We start from the raw sequence: 19556 nt of genomic DNA on the forward strand, positions 1-19556 counted from the left end.
AACACGTATGAGTCGCGAGCAGAACCGAGACGAGGTGTCTCGAGACTCGTCGACTGGCGCCGGTAGACCAGGAGGCGATACCGGCTCACGGTCGAGTCTGGGATTTGCTTCCCTGCCGTCGACTGCCGTCGACGACTCCGACGTCCCGACCGCCGTCGATGTCGCCGGATCGATCGGCATCGCACTCGGTGCCGTCTCGATCGTGCTCGCCGTCGTCGGCCTTCTCGCGGGCTGGCTGCGCGTCCAACCGCTCGCCAACGTCGCGATCGTCTTCTCGCTTCTGTCGATCGGCATCGCGATGGTGTGTGGAATGCTGTTTCAGGCGTACGCACTCGACTGGTCACGAGTGCGGAGGTGAGCGTCCCGAAGACACTCGAGTTCGTAGACCCAGCCGACGGCGTTCGTTGCCTGATACGGATCGCTGGAAGTCAGTGACGGTGCAACCCCAGGGCGGTTTGCGGTTGCACCGGGCTCTCGTTACAGCAATCCGTATGAGCCCGTTATCCATCACACGCAGAGACCACTACGTCCGCATCAGCCGTCGCCGTGCTCGTCGACGATGACGACTTCACCGTCGACGACGTCGACGTTGATCAACGTCTTGACGTCGTAGCCTGCCGCATCGACCTTGTTCTCACCGCCAGCTTTCTTGATGACGGCGACGGTGTCGACGACTTCAGCGCCGATCCCGTCGAGGGCCTCGAGCACCGCAGCGAGGGTGCCACCGGTCGAGAGGACGTCGTCGATGACGAGGACCCGTTCGCCCTCGTAAACGTCGTTGATGTACATCTCGTTCTCGGAGTAGCCGGTTTGCTGGGAGATCTCGACTTCTCCCTCGAGGCCGTACTCGCGCTTGCGAATGACCGTCACCGGAATGTCGGTCATCAACGACACTGCGGTGGAAATGTGGATTCCCATCGCGGCCGGCGTAACGATCCGGTCGACGTCCTCGAGGTCGGCCTTGCGCGTGATTCGGACGACGATCTCGCGCAGGAGGTCGGACTCGAGTTTGGGGATGCCGTCGCTGATCGGATGGACGAAGTAGTGGTAGCCGTTCTTCTCGATGATCGGCGCGTCGAGGAGCGACTGTTTCAGTTGATCCATGTCGTGGGTCGGTCGGTATCGGAGTAAAAGTTGACGATACGTCCCGGTTCCGCGCTATTCGTCCCCATACCGCAGCTCCGGAGGCTGATCGCCGTGTCCCACACGCATGTTGCGTTCGTAGTAGATGTGTCCGACCGCAGTCACGGTGAGCGTCACGGCGATGATCCCTGCCCACGTAACCGGTGACAGGATCGTCAGCGGGTAGATGCCTGCCCACAGCGCGGCGACGAGCGCACAGCTTACCGCACCGAGCGAGAGGTACAGTTCCCGCCAGGCGAACTCACGGCTCGGAACGATCTCCAAGTAGACGCTCACGTCCCGCGTTCGCGTGGTCGGTTCGACGATCCCGCGATCCGAGTCAAACGTGAGGATGCCGGCCTCGTCCATCTTCGGCAGGTGGGTCTGCTGGAGGGTCGTGTACACTCGCTTTCGCTGTTCGGCGGTGACGCTCTCGAGAGACGTCTCGTACTCCCAGGCGGCGACCTGCTGTGCGAGATCGCCGAGTTCGACCGGGCGGTCGTCCCGTTTCAGAAAGTGAAGGACGTATCGCCGGCGTTGATTCCGCAGCAGTTCGAAGACCTCGCCTTTCGACAGGGGCTTGCGGTCGGTAGGGCCGGCCCCGCTCTCGTCGATTTCGTGTCGCTTGTGCTGGCCCACAACGATCACCTCGTCGTGTCGATGCAGTGGCCGGCTGATTTCGAGAATATCGTCATTAATTCGTGGGTGGAACGCATTCTATATAAGGTTCCTGGCACGCGAATCGTCGCAGCGAGTCACCACTGCCAGACGATGCACTTCCGGTCTCACGCAACCGGTGACTTCCCGTTATAAACAGTTTCAGGCGCTTTACTCGACCGACAGAATCGCAGCAATCGAATCGGCTATCTCGCCACCGAGTCCCGCTTTCGTGCCCTCGAACCGTGCGGCGTCTTCCGCGTGAACGAGCAGCGCCCTCGTCTCGTCTGCCCCCATCACGCTCGCGTCGTTGGCGACGACGAACGCGAGATCCGCCCGCCCGAGCGTCTCTCGAGCCTGTGCTATCATCGTACTCTCGTCGCCGGCGGTTTCGGTTTTGAACCCGACGATCGGCAGTTCGGGACGGTCAGCTCTGATTTCGTCGATGAGTTTCGCCGTCGACTCGAGTTCGAGCGTCACGTCCTGGCCCGACCGGATCTTCTCGACTCTCGACTCGAGCGTGTAGTCGCCGATTGCGGCTGCAGAGACGAGTGTATCGGCCCCAACACAGGCTTCGCGAGTCGTTTCGATCATTTCCGCTGCGGTCTCGACCTCGCGAACCGCGGCGTACGGGACGTCACCTGCCCCCGAATCCGACGAGAGCGGCCGCGGACCGACGACGCCGTGGACGAGCGTCACGTCCGCGCCTCGCACGTAACAGGCCCTCGCGACTGCCCGCCCCATCTTGCCGGACGAGCGGTTCGTGAGGACGCGGACGGGATCGACCGATTCTGCCGTTGCGCCACTGGTGACGACGACGCGTTCGCCCTCGAGAGGAGCGGGGCCGGCCGCACGCGCGATGGCACAGACGATCGCCTCCTCGCTTGCGATCTTCGCTTTTCCCTCTTCGATCCGTGGATCGACGAACTCGACGCCCCATTCGTCGACCGCGTCGATCGCCTCGAGGACGCCGGGATGGTCGTACATCGGTTTGTGCATCGCCGGCACGATCACGACCGGGACGTCCGTCCCCAGCGCGGTCGTCGCACAGGTCGTCACCGGCGTATCGTCGATGGCGGCGGCGATCTTGCCGACGGTGTTTGCGGTCGCCGGCGCGATCAGAAAGACATCGGCCCACCCGTCGTAGCCACAGAGGTCGACGTGTTGGACCTCGCCCGTAATTTCGGTGACGACGTCGTTGTCGGTCGCGAACTCGACGGTCCAGGGATGGACGATCCCTCGCGCACTGTCGGTCATCACACCCCGAACCTCGGCACCACGGCGTCGCAACTCGTGGACCAGTTCGACCGTCTTTACGGCTGCGATCGATCCAGTCACCCCGAGCGCGACGTTGACTCCCTCGAGCATTCGTCTCGTACTCTCGTTCGAGCCCTGTTAAGCGTAGCGAGGCCCGTCGGGTTCGAGTACTCGATCAAGTGTAGCCGTCGAAAACGACCACGTCGTACGACTCGAGCGGAGTACTTCCGGCGGGTGCTCGAAACCCGTCCGAGTTAGCACCGAACTCGACCGGTTCCGTCGTATCGAGGGTGTACTTGATGTCGGTGCCAGTTCCCCGGAGCCTCCCGGCTTCGTCGTAGATCAGGGCAACGACGACGAGTCGTTCTGCCTCGTCGACGCCGACCGAGAATTCACCGGTCACGTTGAGGACGTCGCCACCAGCAGACAGGTCGGTGTTCCGTACCGTCACGTCGTCGAGTTGCGTACTCTCGACTCGCGTGTTTGCCTCGACAACGTCGTTTTCGACGGCGTCGACCGCGTCCACCTCGAACTCCGCGTCGACAAAGTACCGTAACGTCGTGTTCGCTGGAAGGTAACTCGTGACGTGTTCGCCGGTCACCATCGTCGTCCCGTCTTCCGAGCGAACTCGAGACTCGGCCTCGAGTCGGCCGTGGGGAGCGCTCGTGTCGTTCTCGATGTCGATTCGAAGCCACGACGTATCGGTACTCCCGTCTCGGGGCGGCGCGGTGAGGACGTTGGAGTCGACGAAGTCGGCAGTTGCATCGGCCTGTTCGGTTCCGTCGGTGGAGAAACACCCCGCGACGGTAGCTACCCCACCAGTTGCCAGTAGCATCGCCCGCCTGTGCATAGAACAAAACGAGCAGGGACGGTGACAAATCTTCCGGCAGCGGTCGGACAACGCAGACGGAGTGCCGTACCGATGCCCCGGCGCAACCGCTTCGGGTCGCAGGCGCGACGGAAGTGCGACCCCGTCTCACTCGTCTGCCATCTCGACGGCCGGGTGCAGTCTCGGCTGTTCGTCCAACGGAGCTTCGAACGCCTCGAGCAAGCGTGCCCGCGCTCGTTCGTCGCGTTCGCGCCGTTCGTCGTCGTCGATCTCTTCACAGCACGGCGGCACTGCGCGTTCTCGGCCCGTAAAGTACCCTTCCGGAACGACCCAGTCGTGATAGAAGTTGACGGCAGAGTCGTGGATTACCGCGAGGCCTACTTTCGCTCCGTGACCAGCAGCGACGATCGCCTGATGGGGTTCCCCGGCGATCCGACCCGCCGCGTAGACGCCGTCGACGGCCGTCCGACCACCGTCGCCGACTGCGACGTGATGTTTGCTCCCACGCTGCTTTCGGTCGACGCCGAGGGAGCCGAGATACTCACTGTCTGGCCAGGAGGCTGCGACCACCCGCCTAGCCTCGATCTCCTCGCCCGACGCAGTCTCGAGGAGGAATCCGTTCTCGAGATTCGCCTCGTCGAGCGGCTCGACGCACGTGATCCGACCGTCTTCGAACTTCGCACCGGCTATTTCAGCCTGTTCGCGGCTCAACTGCAGGTATCTGCGGGCATCGACGCCGTACGGAAAACCGGGGTAGTTCTCGAGGCTGGCGTTACGTGTAAGGATCGACTCCCGATCGTCATCGACGACGAGCGTCTCCAGTCCCGCACGTGCGGTGAAGATCGAGGCTGCGAGCCCAGCGACGCCGCCACCGACGAGACAGACATCTCGCATACCGCACCCTTTGGAAGCGCAGTTAGAGAAGTTGTCGGGTCGAGTCGGATGCGACTCGAGGGGGCCTGCCGACGGCCAGTGTCCACCCGATCGCACGACGGCGTTTTGAGCCCGAAGCCAGACGGTGTATCAATTACACACTGCTGCGGATTGCTGTCCCGACGTCCCGGTGCAACCGCAAGGCCGTTCGGGACTGGCCCGTCGACGACTTCCAGCAGTCCGTCCGAACGTTCCTGGCGGCGTCCACGCGAGTTTCCCGACCTCGTTTCCAGTTCGTTCTGGCGCGGCTGTCGTCTCACGGCCACGGCAGTATATCGGCCCAGCAGCCCTACGAAGAACGATCTCGACCGGAACGGGCCGTCTGGCGAGTGTCTAGGTGATAATACCGACGATACTGAAGGACTCCCGTTATGGCTACTAACCCCTAATCACGGGTAGAGGACATTCATGCGCGACTCCACTGTTCCAGGCCCCAACCCCGAGCGATCCACGTTGCACAGCGTTCGTGAGCAGGGTCGAAACGCGGTCTCGAGAGCGGTTCCGTTTGTCTCTACGCCCGATCTCACGCTCTTTCACCCGCCGAGTGTCTACGACTTCCGCGAGCGGTCGGAGGTGTTCGGTCCGATCAGTGACGTCATTCCCTCGTCGCCGGTGTTCGAGATGTATCCAATCGGCCTGACCAGTATCGCCGACTATCTCGAGGGAAACGGCTACGACACCCGGATCGTCAACCTCGCGAACCAGATGCTGATGGACGAAGACTACGACCCCGAAGCCGAAATTAAACACTCGAGTGCGAACTACTTCGGGATCGACCTCCACTGGCTCCCTCACTGTCACGGCGCGATCGAAATCGCGCGTCTCGTCAAAAAGCACCACCCCGATACGCCAGTCCTCTTTGGCGGTTTGAGCTCGTCGTACTTCCACGACGAACTGGTCGAGTACGACTGTGTCGACTACGTCGTTCGAGGTGACTCGACCGAAGAACCAATCTTGCGACTGATCGAAACGCTCGAGCAGGGAGAGAAACCCCACGACGTTCCCAACGTCACGTGGGTCGACGACGGTGACGTGGTGGTCAACCCATTGGAGTGTGTGCCGACCGATCTGGACTACGCATCGCTTCCGTCCTACGAGTACGTCATCCGATCGGTGGTGAAGTACGGCAGCATCAAGAAGACGCTCCCGTACCGCAGGTGGCTCGACGATCCCATGACGATGCTGCTTCCGTGCCGAGGCTGTGCACGGAACTGTGCGTACTGTGGCGGCTCGAGAACCGCCTACGAGACGGCGGTGAACCGTTCGTCGCCGGCATTTCGGTCCCCAGAACGGCTGCGCCAGGACATCGACGACATCACCGCGTTCTCGAAGGGGCCGATCTTCGTCATCAACGACTTCCGCATGGGCGGCCCCGAGTTCACTGACGAGTTCCTCGACTTACTCGAGGAGGTCGACGTCGACAATCAGTTCATCTTCGAACTGTTCGGCCCCGCCGACGAGGAGTTGTTCGAGCGACTCGACCGAGCGACTGCCGACTACAGCCTCCAACTGAGCATCGAGTCTCACGCCGAGGACGTTCGGGAGCACGTCGGCAAGTTTGCAACCTCGAACGAGGAACTCGAACGCACGCTCTCGCTGGCACTGGACAACGGTTGTAATCAGATCGATCTGTTCTACATGATCGGCCTGCCCGAGCAGACCTACGACGACGCCGTCGGTGACGTGGAGTACTCCCGCCATCTGCTCGAGACCCTCGACGACGATCGAATCGCGCCGTTTACCGCACCGCTGGCACCGTTTCTGGACCCCGGCAGTCCCGGCTACGAGAACCCAGAAGAACACGGTTATCGACCGCTCTGTGATACGCTCGAGGAGCACCGCGAGCGGCTGTTGGCCCCGAGCTGGAAGCACATATTGAACTACGAGACGGAGTGGCTGTCCCGGGACGAAATCGTCGATGCGACCTACGAGGCGGGGTTCGGGATGAACGAACTCAAACACGAGTTCGACGTGATCGACGAGGACACCTACGTGGAGGTCAAGACGCGTCTCGAACGATCCTTGGAGGTGATCGACGCTGTCGACGACGTCCTCGAGGGTCCGGAAGACGAACGTCAGGAACGCCTCGAGCAACTCCAGGAAGAACTCGGTGGGACCGGCGAGTACAGTATCTGTGGCAACGACGAACTCACTTGGAACAACGACGGGTTCCGGGATGTCTTCTCGCTCGGAAAACTCGGCATGCAGATACTGGCTGGGTCGAAGCGTAGTTCCGGAGCCGACGATCGGCGGCTCTCGAGGAGCGGCGAACGCCGATAGGCCAAGTTGGCGGCCGGCTCTGGACTGTTCTCGACTTCCGTGCGGGCCAGTCGCCTGGGGCCGGAGCATAATACCGACGATACTGAAGGACTCTCGTTATGGCTATTAGCCCCTAACCACGGGTAGAGGACATTCATGCGCGACTCCACCTCGCCTGGTCGCAACCGATCTATGTTGCATAGCGTCCGTAAACGGGGGCGGAACGCGGTCTCGAGGGCAGTTCCGTTTACGTCTACGCCCGATCTCACGTTCTTTCACCCGCCGAGCGTCTACGACTTCCGCGAACGGTCGGAGGTGTTCGGTCCGATCAGCGACGTCATTCCCTCGTCGCCGGTGTTCGAGATGTATCCAATCGGCCTGACCAGTATCGCCGACTATCTCGAGGGAAACGGCTACGACGCCCGGATCGTCAACCTCGCAAATCAGATGCTGATGGACGAAGACTACGATCCCGAAGCCGAAATCAAACACTCGAGTGCGAACTACTTCGGGATCGACCTCCACTGGCTCCCTCACTGTCACGGCGCAATCGAAATCGCACGTCTGCTGAAAGAGCACCATCCCGACACTCCCGTGATCTTCGGTGGGTTGAGCTCGTCGTACTTCCACGACGAACTGATCCAGTACGACTGCGTGGACTACGTCGTTCGAGGCGACTCGACCGAAGAGCCCATCTTACAACTGATCGAAACGCTCGAGCAGGGAGAGAAACCCCACGACGTTCCCAACGTCACGTGGGTCGACGACGGCGACGTGGTGGTCAACCCACTGGAGTGTGTGCCGACCGATTTGGACTACGTCTCGCTGCCCTCTTACGAATACGTCATCCGATCGGTAGTGAAGTACGGCAGCATCAAGAAGACGCTCCCGTACCGAAACTGGCTCGACGACCCCGTAACGCTGTTGCTGCTATCACGGGGCTGTGCGCGGAACTGTTCGTTCTGTGGTGGTTCGAGGAGCAGCTACCAGAAAGTCGCGAACCGCTCGTCGCCCGCGCTTCGCTCCCCCGAACAGTTACTCCGGGACGTCGAAGAGATCACCGCGTTCTCGAAGGGACCGATCTTCGTCATTCACGACCTCCGAATGGGTGGGCCCGACTACGCTCACGAGTTCCTCGACCTGCTCGAGGAGGCCGACGTCGAAAACGAGTTCATCTTCGAACTGTTCGGCCCCGCAGACGAGGAACTGTTCGAGCGGTTCGATCGGGCGACTGCCGACTACAGCCTCCAACTGAGCATCGAGTCCCACGACGAGGACGTCCGAAAACGCGTCGGCAAGTTCGCGACCTCGAACGAAGAGCTCGAACGGACGCTCTCGCAGGCACTGGACCACGGCTGCAACAAGATCGACCTGTTCTTTATGGTCGGTCTGCCGGAACAGACCTACGACGACGCCGTCGGTGACGTAGCGTACTCCCGTCATCTGCTCGAGACCTTCGACGACGATCGAATCGCGCCGTTTACTGCACCGCTGGCACCGTTTCTGGACCCAGGTAGTCCCGGCTACGAGAACCCCGAAGAGTACGGCTACCGACCGTTCTGTGATACAATCGAGGAGCACCGCGAACGGCTGTTGTCCCCGAGCTGGAAGCACATGTTGAGCTACGAGACAGAGTGGATGTCCCGCGACGATATCGTCGATGCGACCTACGAGGCGGCGTTCGGGATGAACGAACTCAAACACGAGTTCGACGTGATCGACCAGAACACCTATCAGGAAGTCAAGACGCGTCTCGAGCGATCCCAGGAGGTGATCGACGCCGTCGACGACGTCCTCGAGGGTCCGGAAGACGAACGTCAGGAACGCCTCGAGCAACTCCAGGAAGAACTCGGCGGGACCGGCGAGTACAGTATCTGTGGCAACGACGAACTCACCTGGAACAACGACGGGTTCCGGGACGTCCTCTCGCTCGGAAAACTCGGCATGCAGATACTGTTTGGCTCGAAACGCAACTCCGAAAGCGAGACTATGCGGGTGTCGCGAAGCGGCGAACGCCGCTGATCCGTGGTAACACCTGCAACTGGGGGTGGGCAACGGTTGCATTACTGTGTCGAACCCGATCGTGCCGGCCGGTTCGCATCGGTGGTCGACGGGCGAAACGGTTACACTGGTCGCACAACAGTCGTTCGACCGCGACTGCAGTGACGACGGTGGCGTAGCGCGCGACCGGTCGAGTCGCTCCCGACGGTCCAACGGGACGCCTCCGGCCTGGCCCTGCCCCCGTGCGGTCGCTCGAGGACGCTGGTCGTCTCTTCTCCATCGGTCGGCGACTCGAATCTGAGACAGGAGAACGCGATCCACCGGACCGTCACACAGCGCTCCGTCCCGGCCGACGTCCCGACGTACCCGCTTCGGGTCACGGGTGCGCCGTCACTGACGGAGCGGAAACCGTATCAGACGGTTTGCTGTATTCACTTACCGCCGATCGCCGACCCCGTTCTGGCGATCAGCAGTAACTAGTTACAGCAATCCGTATCAGTCGGCCGATTCGAACAGATGATCGGAGACCGTTTCGATCGCCTCGAGTCCTTTCACTTCTCGCGGGAGTTGCGGAATCGTCGCCACACCGTACTCCGATGCGTACCGGTCCTCGAGCACCTCGAGGTATTCGGCGTGCATCGCCGCTCGTTCGCGGTGGTGTTTACAATCGTCCGCCCCGACATCTTCGAGGACCTTGTTCGCCACAACTCGCTGTACGCCGAGGTCGTGCCGCTCGAGGTCGTCGATAATTCGATCGGTCTCGTTGACGCCGAGCCCTTCAGCGATCGTCACGACGACGAACGTGGTGTCTGGGCCCTGGACCATCGAGAGACAGTCAGCGGAGAGTTCGCGCCACTCTTCGAACAGCGTCGCCGGACGTTTCTTCAGGTCGCCACTCGCCAGCGACCGCAGATCCGCATAGATCTTCGGGGCCTGTCCAAGGTGGTCGTAGAACCGTTCCTGGGCTTCCAGTAGCGCGATCGTCCCGCCGGCTGGGGCGGTATCCCAGACGATTCGGTCGTAGACGTCTCCTTCGAAGTACTCGAGGATGTATCCTAGCATGAACTCGTCTGCGATGCCCGGTGCTTCGGCGACGTAGTCGATCACCTCCTCACCGACCGAGACGAACGACGAGAACACCCGATAGATGTCTTCACCATACGTTTCTTTCCACTTTTCCCGGATAGCGTCGTAGTCCATTTCCACGGCATCGAGACCGTCGACACCGTCGACCGACGTAATCTCGCCGAAGACATCGGTCTCGAGAATGTCCGACAGCGACGGCGACCGATCGGTCGACAGCAGCAGTGTCCGCTGGCCGGTTTCGGCGAGGTGAACCGCCGTCGCCGCAGAACAGGTCGTCTTTCCGACGCCGCCTTTGCCCGTGACTGCAACCATTCGCGGCCCGGACTCGAGGTCGCACAGTTCGCCCATATAGACAGATTCGAGAACTGATCTATGGCTGCTTCGACAATTCCCACGAGATCGTAATCGATGAGACCACCCCGGATGGCAAACCTTACTTTCGAACCTGTCCTACGGCAGGTGTGGACAAGATTCTCCTCAGTACCGTCGCATACCGTCCGCCCGAGGAGGTCTTTCCGTACGTGCGGTCGTTCACCGAGTACCCGCGTTACACTGACCACCTGAAAGCCGTCGACGTACACGGTGACGGTGGCGTCGGCTCGATCTACGACCTGCGTCTCGCGTGGTGGAAACTCGGCTACACCGCCCGCTCGAAGGTTGTCGACGTCTCTCCACCGACGTCGCTCGAGTGGCAACTCGTCAAAGACGTCGATGCACGTGGCGAGTGGCGTATCGAGCCTGAACCCGACGCCGTCTCCGACGGCGGTGTGGTCGACGACGAGATCGAGTCGGCGAGTCGGATCTACTTCGAGGCCGTGTACGACCCTTACTCCGCGGATACGACCGCCATCTCACTTCCACGATTCGTCTCACTGGATCGCGTCGTCGACAAGGTCGAGCCACGACTCGTGAGTGAAGCCGAAAGCGTCGTCCAGCGGTTAGTGATGGACATCGAGGGGCGAACGGAGCCTCGAGACGTGGAACTGACGATTCACGAATTGCCCTGACTCGCGTGTCGGCTGTCGACGGTTCGCACCGACCGCTGGAAGTCAGCGACGGGACAGTCCCGAACGGCGTTGCGATCGCGCCGGAACTGACTGACAGCAAACCGGATCACTCGACGCCGATCCGGCCTCGCATCGTCATCCGTTTGCTGGAGCGACTGATGAGAGAGTCGAATTGGCATCCTCTTCCGCCTGAGGGCGGGGGAATCCCGACCGCGTTTGGGATAGTAACAGTAGTTGGTAGTACAGTTTCTTTATTCAGTATAGGGTGTGAAACTCGCGTTCAGTACAGATACTAAACTGAACGAGAATAACTACAGTCGATTTCCGTAGACTGAATCGAAGCGAGTGTACACCGCCGCAAATGCGATAAAGACAGCAATTGCTCCGACACCGACACCAATCCATTCTCCGTATGGCACGCCGTATTCTAACAGAGCAATAGCAAGCCGTTCTCCGATAAATGCCATCATCATGATGACGCCTAATCCGAGGAGAAAACTCACGACGAAGTTCCGTTCGATGATGTTCTGTTCCATATATGGAATTCCTCGTAAAGAGTAATAGGCTTTCCGCGCTTCTAACCCTCAGTCCGCACACGTAGTTACCGAATTGCTTGTTTCAGTTTCAGACACGATTCTGAATAAAGAAATCGTGCTATCTCCACCCAAATCGGGTGCAGACTCGGGGTTACTTTCGTTGCTGTCGAGACGGATATTCTCCGCCTCGGAGGGGAAGCCCCGTCGTCGTCGGACTACGCCCGACTGCTTGAGAGAGCTTCGGTCTCTCTCCGTTCACGACGGGGAAAATATCACTTCTGGCGTCTGATTACCGGGAGTACACATCAAAGCCCCTACGTTCAAGAACCGAGGCGCGTATGCGCCGAGGGAGTAGGGCGGGGTAGTTTACAGCGTGTACTCGTGTGCTCCGTCCTCGCTCTCGAGAAACGCCTCGAGGAGGTCGATGGTCGCTGCCACGTCGTCGACGTGTGCCGTCTCGGTGACGGTGTGGAGGTACCGCGTCGGGATCGAGATTGCGCCGACGGGCTTCGCGCCGGCGGTGTTCTGGAAGCCGGCCGTGTCGGTGCCGCCGGCAGGAAGGATCTCGAGTTGGTAGTCGATCTCCGCGTCGTCGGCGACCGACTGCATGCGCTTGTGGACCTTCGGGTTCGTGATTACGCTCGAGTCTTTGAGTTTGATCGCCGTCCCCTCGCCGAGCTGGGTGACGTATTCGCCGGCGTCGAAGCCGGGGACGTCGTTGGCGACGGTGACGTCCAGTGCGATCGCCAGGTCGGGGTCGACGTCGACGCCGAGTGCGTGAGCACCCCGTAGGCCGACTTCCTCCTGGACGGTCGCACAGAAGTGGATCGTCGCGTCGGGCTTTTCGAGTCGGCGGGCCGCCTCGAGCATCGCGAACAGGCAGACGCGGTCGTCGAGTGCCTTGCCCGTCACCGTCTCGCCGACGCGTTCGGTCGTCTGGTCCATCGTCACGAGGTCGCCCGGCGAGACCCGCTCCTCGAGTTCCTCGTAGGGGAGGCCGACGTCGACGAAGACGTCCTCGACTTTCGGCGTCTTCTCGCGTTCTTCCTCGTCTAAGGTGTGTGGTGGCGGCGAGCCGATGACGCCCGGCAGGTCGCCCTCGTCGGTGTGGATCGTCACGCGCTGGGCTTTGAGGACGCGGGCGTCCCAGCCACCGAGTGCGTCCAGTTCGACGAACCCGTCGCCGTCTTCGTCGCCTGCGACGTGTCGGACCATGAAACCGATTTCGTCCATGTGGGCCGCAACGGCGACCGAGTGGTCGCCCGAGCCCTCGAGCGTTCCGACGACGTTGCCCATCGGATCGGTCCGTACGCGATCGACCGTCGCTTCTAGTTCGTCGACGACGAGATCACGAATCCGGTCTTCGTAACCCGGGACGCCGCTCGTTTCGGTCAGTTCGCATAGTAACTCGAAGTCGAATGCGGTGGATGGCACGTTTAGTCGTGGGTACGACTCCCATATAAGAACGTGGAAACGAGACAGTTGCAACTGGCGAACCGCCGGACAGGCCGTCGACCCCGCTACGAAACTGGCACAAACGGTTGCGATGTTAACCACGGGGTATTAACAGTTCCATCAGGTATATCGGGGTATGAGCCACGTGCGCGTTGCAGGGTCTGGGTTGACCGCCTTCGGGAACACTCCCGAACGGACGAGTCGAGACCTCTTCGCCGAGGCGACCGTCGAAGCGTTCGAAGACAGCGGCGTCCCTCGAGCCGACGTCGACGCCGTCTTCTATGGCAACTTCATGGGCGAACTGTCCGAACACCAGGGTCACCAGGGGCCACTGATGGCCGAAGCGGCAGGCGTGCAGGCACCTGCAACGCGCTACGAGTCGGCGTGTGCCTCGAGTGGGACGGCCGTTCGGGACGCTGTCGTTCGACTTCGAAACGGCGAGGCCGATGTCGTGCTGGTCGGCGGCGCTGAGCGAATGACTAATCTCGGTACTGCGGGCGCGACCGAGGCACTCGCCATCGCGGCCGACGACCTCTGGGAAGTACGGGCTGGAACGACGTTCCCCGGGGCCTACGCGCTGATGGCACAGGCCTACTTCGATCGGTTCGGCGGCAAACGCGAGGATCTCGCACACGTCGCGGTCAAGAACCACGACAACGCTCTCTCGAACGAGAAAGCCCAGTACCAGAGCGCGATCGAAGTCGACGACGTCCTCGAGGCCCCGACGGTCTCCACACCGCTTGGCCTGTACGACTCCTGTCCGCTCTCCGATGGCGCGGCCGCGCTCGTCCTCACGAGTGAGTCCTACGCCGAAGAACACGATCTCGAGGCACCTATCTCGATCACGGGCACCGGCCAGGGCGGCGACCGGATGGCACTGCACGACCGCGACCACCTCGCCCGGTCGCCGGCCGCACGCGAGGCCGGCAAAGAGGCGTACGCCGACGCCGGCATCGACGCAGACGACATCGATCTCGCCGAGGTCCACGACTGCTTTACGATCGCCGAAGTGCTCGCACTCGAGGCACTCGACCTCGAACAGGCCGGGGAGGGGATCTCCGCCGCTCGAGACGGGCGGACGACCGCCGACGGCGAGACGCCGGTCAACCTCTCGGGCGGACTGAAAGCGAAGGGGCATCCGGTCGGGGCGACCGGTGCGTCCCAGATCGCGGAGGTGACGAAGCTCCTCGCAGGCGATCACCCCAACAGCGCCCACGTCCCCGACGCGACGACGGGCGTCGCACACAACGCGGGTGGCACGGTCGCCAGTGCGACAGTTCACGTGCTCGAGGAGGTGAGCGACCGATGAGCGACGACGAAGTCCAGGACGCTGGTTTCGACGACTGGGTAGACGCTGCCGAGGCGGGCGAAGCCTACTACCTCGAGTGTCCCGCTGGCCACGGCTCCCTGCCACCGCGGCGGGTCTGCCCGGAGTGTGGCGCGACAGCACTCGAGAAACAGCAACTCCCCGAGACGGGCGAGATAGCGACGGTCACCGTCACGCACGTCCCCACGCCAGCCTTCGAAGACGACGCGCCGTACGCGACCGCGATCGCCGGCTTCGGGCCGGTTCGGCTCACCGGACAGGTCGTCGATATCGACCTCGAGGCGGTAGCGACCGGATTGGAAGTCGAGATCGACGTGACGATTTCGGAGACGAGCGGCGAACGAGTGGTCTCGTTCAGACCGGTCTAGGATTCGTCGATACCGGCGTCGGCGTGTAACAGTTCTGCAGTCAGGTACTCGAGGAACGTCTCGGGGTGTTCGGCGTGGGGCAACAGCGTCGAGTAATCGACGACGACCAGCTCGAGGTCTGCGGCCTCGGCGAGGTTTCGTCCCGTCCGCAGCGGGACGAGTTCCGCGTCCCGACCCCAGACGAGCGTCGTCGGCGTCTCGAGGGCGGCCAGTGCGGCCGTCAGGTCGAACGCCGGATCGAGCGTTCCGGACGCGAACGAGGCGGGTGCGTACCGTGCGCCGGGCTGGTGGGCACTGTCCCAGGCGTAGTCGAGTTCTTTCTCGTCGAGCCGGCCGGCGTCGTAGTAGCCGTCCCGGCTGTAGAAGTGTCGGATTGCCGGTTTGGTCGCAAGGACGTTGAAAAGCGTCGTGCCGACGACTGGCGATCGAAGTAGCGTTCGGAGCCACGGCCGTTCCGCCGCGGTTTCCTCGATCGGACAGATCAGGACCAGATGTTCGAACTCGGTCTCGTCTGCGGCGTCGACGGCGAAGGACCCAGCCAGCGACGACGCGACGACGATCGGTTCGTCGGTGACGGCCACCGTGAAGTCACGGAGGAACTCGGCGTACAGCGTCGGCGAGTAGACCAGCGGCGGCCGCTCGGAGCGACCGAACCCGGGCAGGTCGACCGCGATGACGCGATAGTCTTCGGCCAGCCGTTCGAAGATTGGCTCGAACTCGTGGCTGCTTGCGCCTGTATAGATGCCGTGACAGAGCAAGACCTCGGGGTCCTGCGGGTCACCGGCGACGGTGTAGGTCGTCTCTATCCCCCGCCATCGGTACGTGCGTTCGATACCGGGAAGCGGGTTCTCGAGGTCACCTGCGCGCTTGGTGAGCAGTCGGTTCCCGACGACGGCTGCGCCGACGGTGCCGATTGCCGTACCGAGGACTGTCCGGGCTTTCATACGGAGTCGTACCACGGCAACGGTCTTAGAACTGCGGTCGGAGTTCGGAAACTGGGAACCAGGCTACTCGCCCGTCTCGAGTTCGTCGAGACAGTCCGCGACCGGCGCGAGCAACTCGTCGGCGATCGAGTACGGGCTAGTCTCGCCAGTTCGGACGTTCTCTGCGAGGTCGTCGATCCCACCGGCCGCCGCGAGTTCGTCCTCGAGCAGATCGTGGACGTCTTCCCGCAGGAGAGTCCTGATCTCCTCGGCGTATCGCTTTCGAGCCATCTCCGCGCGGGTGCCGGAATCGATGAGGTAGGACTGGTGAGTCTCGAGTTCGCCGATGAACTCCTCGACGCCCTCGGCGCGTGTGGCGACGGTTTCGACGATCGGTGGGACCCACTCGTCGGCGTCGGCGTCGGCGTCGGCGTCTTCTGCCCACTCGGCGTGAGCGTCGTCGTGGTCGTCCATCGTCGCTAGTGCGTCGGCACCGTGGTGGCCGCCACCGCCGGCCATGCTGACACCGTCGCCGGCTCCCATGGCGACCATGTCCTGGAGTTCGTGGACGGTCCGGTCAGCACCGTCGCGGTCAGCCTTGTTGACGACGAAGACGTCGGCGATCTCTAAGATGCCGGCTTTCAGCGTCTGGACGTCGTCGCCCGACCCCGGCGGGACGAGGACGGCGACGGTGTCGGCGGTTCGGACGATGTCGATCTCGTTCTGTCCGGCACCGACGGTCTCGATGATTATCTTGTCCTTGCCGAACGCGTCCATCGCTTTCACGGCGTCCGTCGTCGCCGTCGAGAGCCCACCCAGCGTTCCGCGGGCACTCATCGAACGAACGAAGACGTCCATGTCGCCGATCGTCGACCCCATTCGGATGCGGTCGCCCAGGACGGCACCACCGGAAAACGGCGAAGACGGGTCGATCGCGATGATGCCGACCGTCTCGTCGCGTTCGCGGTAGGTTTCTGCGAGTTTGTCGACGAGCGTCGACTTCCCTGCCCCGGGGCTGCCCGTGATTCCGATTACGTCCGCCTCGCCGGTGTGTGCGTACAGCTCCGAGACGAGGTCGCGGTACCCCGGTGCCCGGTCCTCGATCTTCGAGATAACTCGGGCCAGTGCGCGGTGTTTCCCCTCGAGGAGGTCCTCGAGCAGTCGTTCGTCGTCGGCGTTCATCGATCGGGTGCGTTTTCGCGGACGAATTCGACGGTTTCCTCGATCGACGTTCCGGGACCGAAGATGGCCGCGACGCCGTCTTCTTTGAGCCCGGGTCGATCCTCCTCGGGGATGACTCCACCGACGAGGACGAGGGTGTCGTCGGCGGCGTCGTACTCCCGGAGGCCGTCCATGACTTTCGGGACGAGCGTATCGTGAGCACCCGAGAGAATGGAGATGCCGAGGACGTCGACGTCTTCCTGGACTGCTGCCTGGACGATGTCTTCCGGGGCTTTGTGGAGGCCGGAGTAGATCACTTCGAAGCCGGCGTCGCGGAACGCACGCGAGATAACGTGTGCACCACGGTCGTGACCGTCGAGTCCGACTTTGGCGACGAGACACCGGATCGACTGCCCTTCCTGTTCGCTACTCATACACATCCTTTCCCGGGCCGTATGTTTGACTTTAACGGAAGGTGTTGAACGTTGTAGCGACGAAGTGCGGACGAAACTATCGTAGTACGAGTAAACGACGGTATCCGTTCACAGTCTGTGAGGGTCTTCGAAGTCGTCACTATTCCGAACCAAAGGCTAAAGAGCGAAACTACCGAACAATCTGCCAATGACTATCGTTCGTCTACTGCGGAGGGATCTCTCGTGGGCGTCGAGATAAAAGAAAACAGGGTGTCCGACGCGGAGTTCGAGGAGATGAAGCAGTTCGTCTTCGAGTATCTCGCTGCAAGCGTCGAGAAAGAAGAGGAAGGCGGCCGTATGCGCTGGTACCCCTGGCACTCCGCCGAGTACCGGCACAACCACATCCTCAACGTGGTCGAACTCTCCGAAGAGATCGCCCGGAAAGAAGGCGCTGACGTCGACGTCACACGCGTCGCCGCTCTCTTTCACGACGTCGCAAAACTCGAGACCGACCAAGAACTCCACGCCGAGGCAGGGGCTCGCGTCGCTCGCGAGTATCTCGAGTCGCGTTCGGACTACCCCGAATCGTTCATCAAACAGGTCTGTCGCGCCATCGAGCACCACTCCTACCAGGGTGATCTAACCGATCTGGCACTCGAGACCCAGTGTCTCATCGAGGCCGACCTCCTCGATAAGGTCGGAGCCAACGGCACCGCGCTCATGCTGTTGCGGATGGGCTACGAGGCACGAACACACATGGACGCCGACGAGATGGTCGACCGCGTCCTCGAGCGGGGTTACGATGCGGCCTCCCGTGTCCAGAGTGGCACTGCCGAAGGCATCGCTCACCAGCGACTCAAGCGCGTGAAGTGGTTTAGCGAGTGGCTCGAAGACGAAATCGCAGCACTCGGCGACGAATAGTCGGCTGTGCTCTCGATCCAGTCGGTACGTTCTTGCTGCTGTGCGTGAAAGTCTCGACTGATGAGACGCGTCTGCCGACCGGGGACCGCAGTTGCACTCGTCTTCGTCTGTTTCGTGGTTCTCACAGCGGGGCCCGTCGTCGCCGAGACGGGTCACGGTGATCGAGCAGCCGGAGTCGACGCCGACTCGGCGGTCGGGGAGGGCTGTCTGGGTGCTGGTGGCACCGCGTTCACGATCGGGTCCGACGACAGCGCTACGATCTGGGTTCGACTCCACTTCGGCCTGCTCACCGACTCGGGAGGATCGATCGGTGCCGAACTGGTCGGGGCGACCACGGACGGCAATATCGTCGAGATCGTCGCCGGCGTCGACTACGTCGCCGACGACTTCGACGAGTTCACCGACGCACCGCTCGAGGCCTTCGCCGTCGTCACCGGCTACGAGTTCCAGTTACCGATGTTCGACGACCTCGAGTCGGCAGGGCTCGACGAAGATCATCCGCCACACTTCGACGAGGACGATCCCGATGCTGGCGAGGAGTTGCTCGACGGACCGTTCGAGCACATCGAGTGTTGACTTCTAGAACAGTCCCATCGTCCCCATCGCGAGAAAGAGGACACCGAATCCGGCCAGCACCGCAGCACTGAGCGCGGCGATAACCGGCGCGAGGGCGTCGACGCGTCGACCTGCCGAAGACAGCGCCGCGGGATAGCCGACGACCCAGACCGCGATCCCACCGAAGAAGCCGAGCAACAGCGCCGGCGATCCGGTCTCGACCAGTAGACTCCCCGCGAGCAGGTCGCCGACGCCGGGGACGTGTGCGAACACGTCGAGGGTACCCGACTCGAGTAGTCCGACGCCGACGGTGAGCCAGAAGCCGATCTGGTAGGGGTTGGTAAGCGAGAGCGCGAACGTCTTCCGGAACCCTTTCGACCCGACTTCGCCGCTGTCGGTGAAGGAGGTGGCGGCTCTTGTTTCCCCGATCGCACCGACCGCGAAGTACAGCATGAGGAGCCCGCCGGCGAGATAGAGCGCGGGCCGAACCGCGGGATAGTGATCGATCACCGCGACGACGCCGAGCAGCGCCAGCACGAAAAAGAGGACGTCGGCGAGCATCGCCCCGAGACCGGCCCAAAAGCCCGCGGACCAGCCACGGACGACACTCTCCTCGGCGATAATTGCGTTCATCGGACCTGGCGGTGCAGCCAGCGCCAGCCCGAAGACGACGCCTGCGAGTGTCGTAGCGAGTAGCGTCACGTCGGTCTCGAGTCGGCTGCCAGCGGGCAAAAGAGTAGTGACTC

20 protein-coding genes are annotated in these 19556 nt (G+C 62.2%); 8 read left to right on the forward strand and 12 right to left on the reverse strand.

The genetic code is table 11. The features are described from left to right. Positions 1–7 precede the first annotated feature (7 nt). Positions 8–358, forward strand: coding sequence for a hypothetical protein (locus NATGR_RS03895; RefSeq protein WP_005581350.1), 351 nt, complete (start codon positions 8–10; stop codon positions 356–358). Between the two features lie 176 nt (positions 359–534). Here the strand turns inward: NATGR_RS03895 and hpt are convergent, their stop codons facing one another. From hpt to NATGR_RS03920, 5 genes are all read right to left on the reverse strand, one after another. Then, a complete protein-coding gene (gene hpt, locus NATGR_RS03900) occupies positions 535–1104 on the reverse strand; it encodes a hypoxanthine/guanine phosphoribosyltransferase (RefSeq protein WP_005581349.1) in 570 nt (189 codons plus the stop codon). Positions 1105–1158: 54 nt separating this feature from the next. Next, on the reverse strand, positions 1159–1761 hold the full coding sequence (locus NATGR_RS03905) for a DUF7344 domain-containing protein (RefSeq protein ID WP_005581348.1): 603 nt from the start codon (positions 1759–1761) through the stop codon (positions 1159–1161). Positions 1762–1950: 189 nt separating this feature from the next. Beyond that, positions 1951–3147 carry a bifunctional phosphopantothenoylcysteine decarboxylase/phosphopantothenate--cysteine ligase CoaBC gene (coaBC, locus tag NATGR_RS03910; RefSeq protein WP_005581347.1) on the reverse strand — a complete coding sequence of 399 codons (1197 nt, stop codon included), beginning with the start codon at positions 3145–3147 and terminating at the stop codon, positions 1951–1953. A gap of 64 nt (positions 3148–3211) precedes the next feature. Next, entirely contained in the window at positions 3212–3886 is a 675-nt protein-coding gene (locus NATGR_RS03915) for a hypothetical protein (protein ID WP_015233308.1), read from the reverse strand. A 126-nt stretch (positions 3887–4012) separates the two neighbouring features. Then, the gene (locus NATGR_RS03920; RefSeq protein WP_005581344.1) at positions 4013–4759 is read right to left on the reverse strand and encodes an FAD-binding protein; all 747 of its coding nucleotides are present in this window, start codon (positions 4757–4759) and stop codon (positions 4013–4015) included. Positions 4760–5206: 447 nt separating this feature from the next. Between NATGR_RS03920 and NATGR_RS03925 the strand changes: the two genes are divergently transcribed. Together NATGR_RS03925 and NATGR_RS03930 are read left to right on the forward strand one after the other, a co-directional pair. After that, complete coding sequence (locus NATGR_RS03925) at positions 5207–7078, forward strand: TIGR04190 family B12-binding domain/radical SAM domain protein (RefSeq protein WP_015233309.1); 1872 nt, start codon at positions 5207–5209, stop codon at positions 7076–7078. Positions 7079–7213: 135 nt separating this feature from the next. Further along, positions 7214–9079: a TIGR04190 family B12-binding domain/radical SAM domain protein gene (locus NATGR_RS03930; protein ID WP_139222419.1), complete on the forward strand. Its 1866-nt coding sequence runs from the start codon at positions 7214–7216 to the stop codon at positions 9077–9079. Positions 9080–9553: 474 nt separating this feature from the next. Here the strand turns inward: NATGR_RS03930 and NATGR_RS03935 are convergent, their stop codons facing one another. Next, positions 9554–10492 (reverse strand): ArsA family ATPase, encoded by a 939-nt coding sequence (locus tag NATGR_RS03935; protein WP_005581340.1) that lies wholly within the window; start codon positions 10490–10492, stop codon positions 9554–9556. A gap of 113 nt (positions 10493–10605) precedes the next feature. Between NATGR_RS03935 and NATGR_RS03940 the strand changes: the two genes are divergently transcribed. Then, positions 10606–11151, forward strand: coding sequence for an SRPBCC family protein (locus tag NATGR_RS03940; protein ID WP_005581339.1), 546 nt, complete (start codon positions 10606–10608; stop codon positions 11149–11151). 311 nt (positions 11152–11462) lie between these two features. Here NATGR_RS03940 and NATGR_RS03945 read toward each other — a convergent pair whose 3' ends face one another. After that, positions 11463–11687: a hypothetical protein gene (locus tag NATGR_RS03945; protein ID WP_005581338.1), complete on the reverse strand. Its 225-nt coding sequence runs from the start codon at positions 11685–11687 to the stop codon at positions 11463–11465. Between the two features lie 366 nt (positions 11688–12053). After that, entirely contained in the window at positions 12054–13121 is a 1068-nt protein-coding gene (locus NATGR_RS03950) for a M42 family metallopeptidase (protein ID WP_005581337.1), read from the reverse strand. 157 nt (positions 13122–13278) lie between these two features. Here NATGR_RS03950 and NATGR_RS03955 point away from each other — a divergent pair, with 157 nt between their 5' ends. Beyond that, entirely contained in the window at positions 13279–14451 is a 1173-nt protein-coding gene (locus NATGR_RS03955; protein WP_005581336.1) for a thiolase C-terminal domain-containing protein, read from the forward strand. Continuing rightward, complete coding sequence (locus tag NATGR_RS03960; protein ID WP_005581334.1) at positions 14448–14837, forward strand: Zn-ribbon domain-containing OB-fold protein; 390 nt, start codon at positions 14448–14450, stop codon at positions 14835–14837. The genes NATGR_RS03955 and NATGR_RS03960 overlap by 4 nt, the downstream gene beginning before the upstream one ends. Here the strand turns inward: NATGR_RS03960 and NATGR_RS03965 are convergent. From NATGR_RS03965 to NATGR_RS03975, 3 genes are all read right to left on the reverse strand, one after another. Then, on the reverse strand, positions 14834–15781 hold the full coding sequence (locus NATGR_RS03965; RefSeq protein WP_005581332.1) for an alpha/beta fold hydrolase: 948 nt from the start codon (positions 15779–15781) through the stop codon (positions 14834–14836). The genes NATGR_RS03960 and NATGR_RS03965 overlap by 4 nt on opposite strands. Positions 15782–15844: 63 nt before the next feature. Further along, entirely contained in the window at positions 15845–16942 is a 1098-nt protein-coding gene (gene meaB, locus NATGR_RS03970) for a methylmalonyl Co-A mutase-associated GTPase MeaB (RefSeq protein WP_005581331.1), read from the reverse strand. Beyond that, positions 16939–17355: a cobalamin B12-binding domain-containing protein gene (locus NATGR_RS03975; protein WP_005581330.1), complete on the reverse strand. Its 417-nt coding sequence runs from the start codon at positions 17353–17355 to the stop codon at positions 16939–16941. The genes meaB and NATGR_RS03975 overlap by 4 nt, the downstream gene beginning before the upstream one ends. A gap of 222 nt (positions 17356–17577) precedes the next feature. Between NATGR_RS03975 and NATGR_RS03980 the strand changes: the two genes are divergently transcribed. After that, the gene (locus NATGR_RS03980) at positions 17578–18255 is read left to right on the forward strand and encodes an HD domain-containing protein (protein WP_005581329.1); all 678 of its coding nucleotides are present in this window, start codon (positions 17578–17580) and stop codon (positions 18253–18255) included. 60 nt (positions 18256–18315) lie between these two features. Next, a complete protein-coding gene (locus tag NATGR_RS03985; RefSeq protein WP_005581328.1) occupies positions 18316–18831 on the forward strand; it encodes a DUF7332 family protein in 516 nt (171 codons plus the stop codon). Positions 18832–18834: 3 nt separating this feature from the next. Here the strand turns inward: NATGR_RS03985 and NATGR_RS03990 are convergent, their stop codons facing one another. Beyond that, positions 18835–19542, reverse strand: a complete 708-nt coding sequence (locus NATGR_RS03990) for a LysE family translocator (RefSeq protein ID WP_005581326.1) — start codon at positions 19540–19542, stop codon at positions 18835–18837. Positions 19543–19556 lie beyond the last annotated feature (14 nt).

The organism is Natronobacterium gregoryi SP2 (genome assembly GCF_000230715.2).
Taxonomy (GTDB): Archaea; Halobacteriota; Halobacteria; order Halobacteriales; family Natrialbaceae; genus Natronobacterium; species Natronobacterium gregoryi.

What these genes read in the sequence shown, in the direction of transcription:
- NATGR_RS03915 (WP_015233308.1), bottom strand. Translation starts at nt 3,886, where the DNA reads ATGCACAGGCGGGCGATGCTACTGGCAACTGGTGGGGTAGCTACCGTC.
- hpt (WP_005581349.1), bottom strand. Translation starts at nt 1,104, where the DNA reads ATGGATCAACTGAAACAGTCGCTCCTCGACGCGCCGATCATCGAGAAG.
- NATGR_RS03960 (WP_005581334.1), top strand. Translation starts at nt 14,448, where the DNA reads ATGAGCGACGACGAAGTCCAGGACGCTGGTTTCGACGACTGGGTAGAC.
- NATGR_RS03965 (WP_005581332.1), bottom strand. Translation starts at nt 15,781, where the DNA reads ATGAAAGCCCGGACAGTCCTCGGTACGGCAATCGGCACCGTCGGCGCA.
- NATGR_RS03925 (WP_015233309.1), top strand. Translation starts at nt 5,207, where the DNA reads ATGCGCGACTCCACTGTTCCAGGCCCCAACCCCGAGCGATCCACGTTG.
- NATGR_RS03930 (WP_139222419.1), top strand. Translation starts at nt 7,214, where the DNA reads ATGCGCGACTCCACCTCGCCTGGTCGCAACCGATCTATGTTGCATAGC.
- NATGR_RS03895 (WP_005581350.1), top strand. Translation starts at nt 8, where the DNA reads ATGAGTCGCGAGCAGAACCGAGACGAGGTGTCTCGAGACTCGTCGACT.
- NATGR_RS03945 (WP_005581338.1), bottom strand. Translation starts at nt 11,687, where the DNA reads ATGGAACAGAACATCATCGAACGGAACTTCGTCGTGAGTTTTCTCCTC.
- NATGR_RS03920 (WP_005581344.1), bottom strand. Translation starts at nt 4,759, where the DNA reads ATGCGAGATGTCTGTCTCGTCGGTGGCGGCGTCGCTGGGCTCGCAGCC.
- NATGR_RS03985 (WP_005581328.1), top strand. Translation starts at nt 18,316, where the DNA reads ATGAGACGCGTCTGCCGACCGGGGACCGCAGTTGCACTCGTCTTCGTC.
- NATGR_RS03975 (WP_005581330.1), bottom strand. Translation starts at nt 17,355, where the DNA reads ATGAGTAGCGAACAGGAAGGGCAGTCGATCCGGTGTCTCGTCGCCAAA.
- NATGR_RS03955 (WP_005581336.1), top strand. Translation starts at nt 13,279, where the DNA reads ATGAGCCACGTGCGCGTTGCAGGGTCTGGGTTGACCGCCTTCGGGAAC.
- NATGR_RS03935 (WP_005581340.1), bottom strand. Translation starts at nt 10,492, where the DNA reads ATGGGCGAACTGTGCGACCTCGAGTCCGGGCCGCGAATGGTTGCAGTC.
- coaBC (WP_005581347.1), bottom strand. Translation starts at nt 3,147, where the DNA reads ATGCTCGAGGGAGTCAACGTCGCGCTCGGGGTGACTGGATCGATCGCA.
- meaB (WP_005581331.1), bottom strand. Translation starts at nt 16,942, where the DNA reads ATGAACGCCGACGACGAACGACTGCTCGAGGACCTCCTCGAGGGGAAA.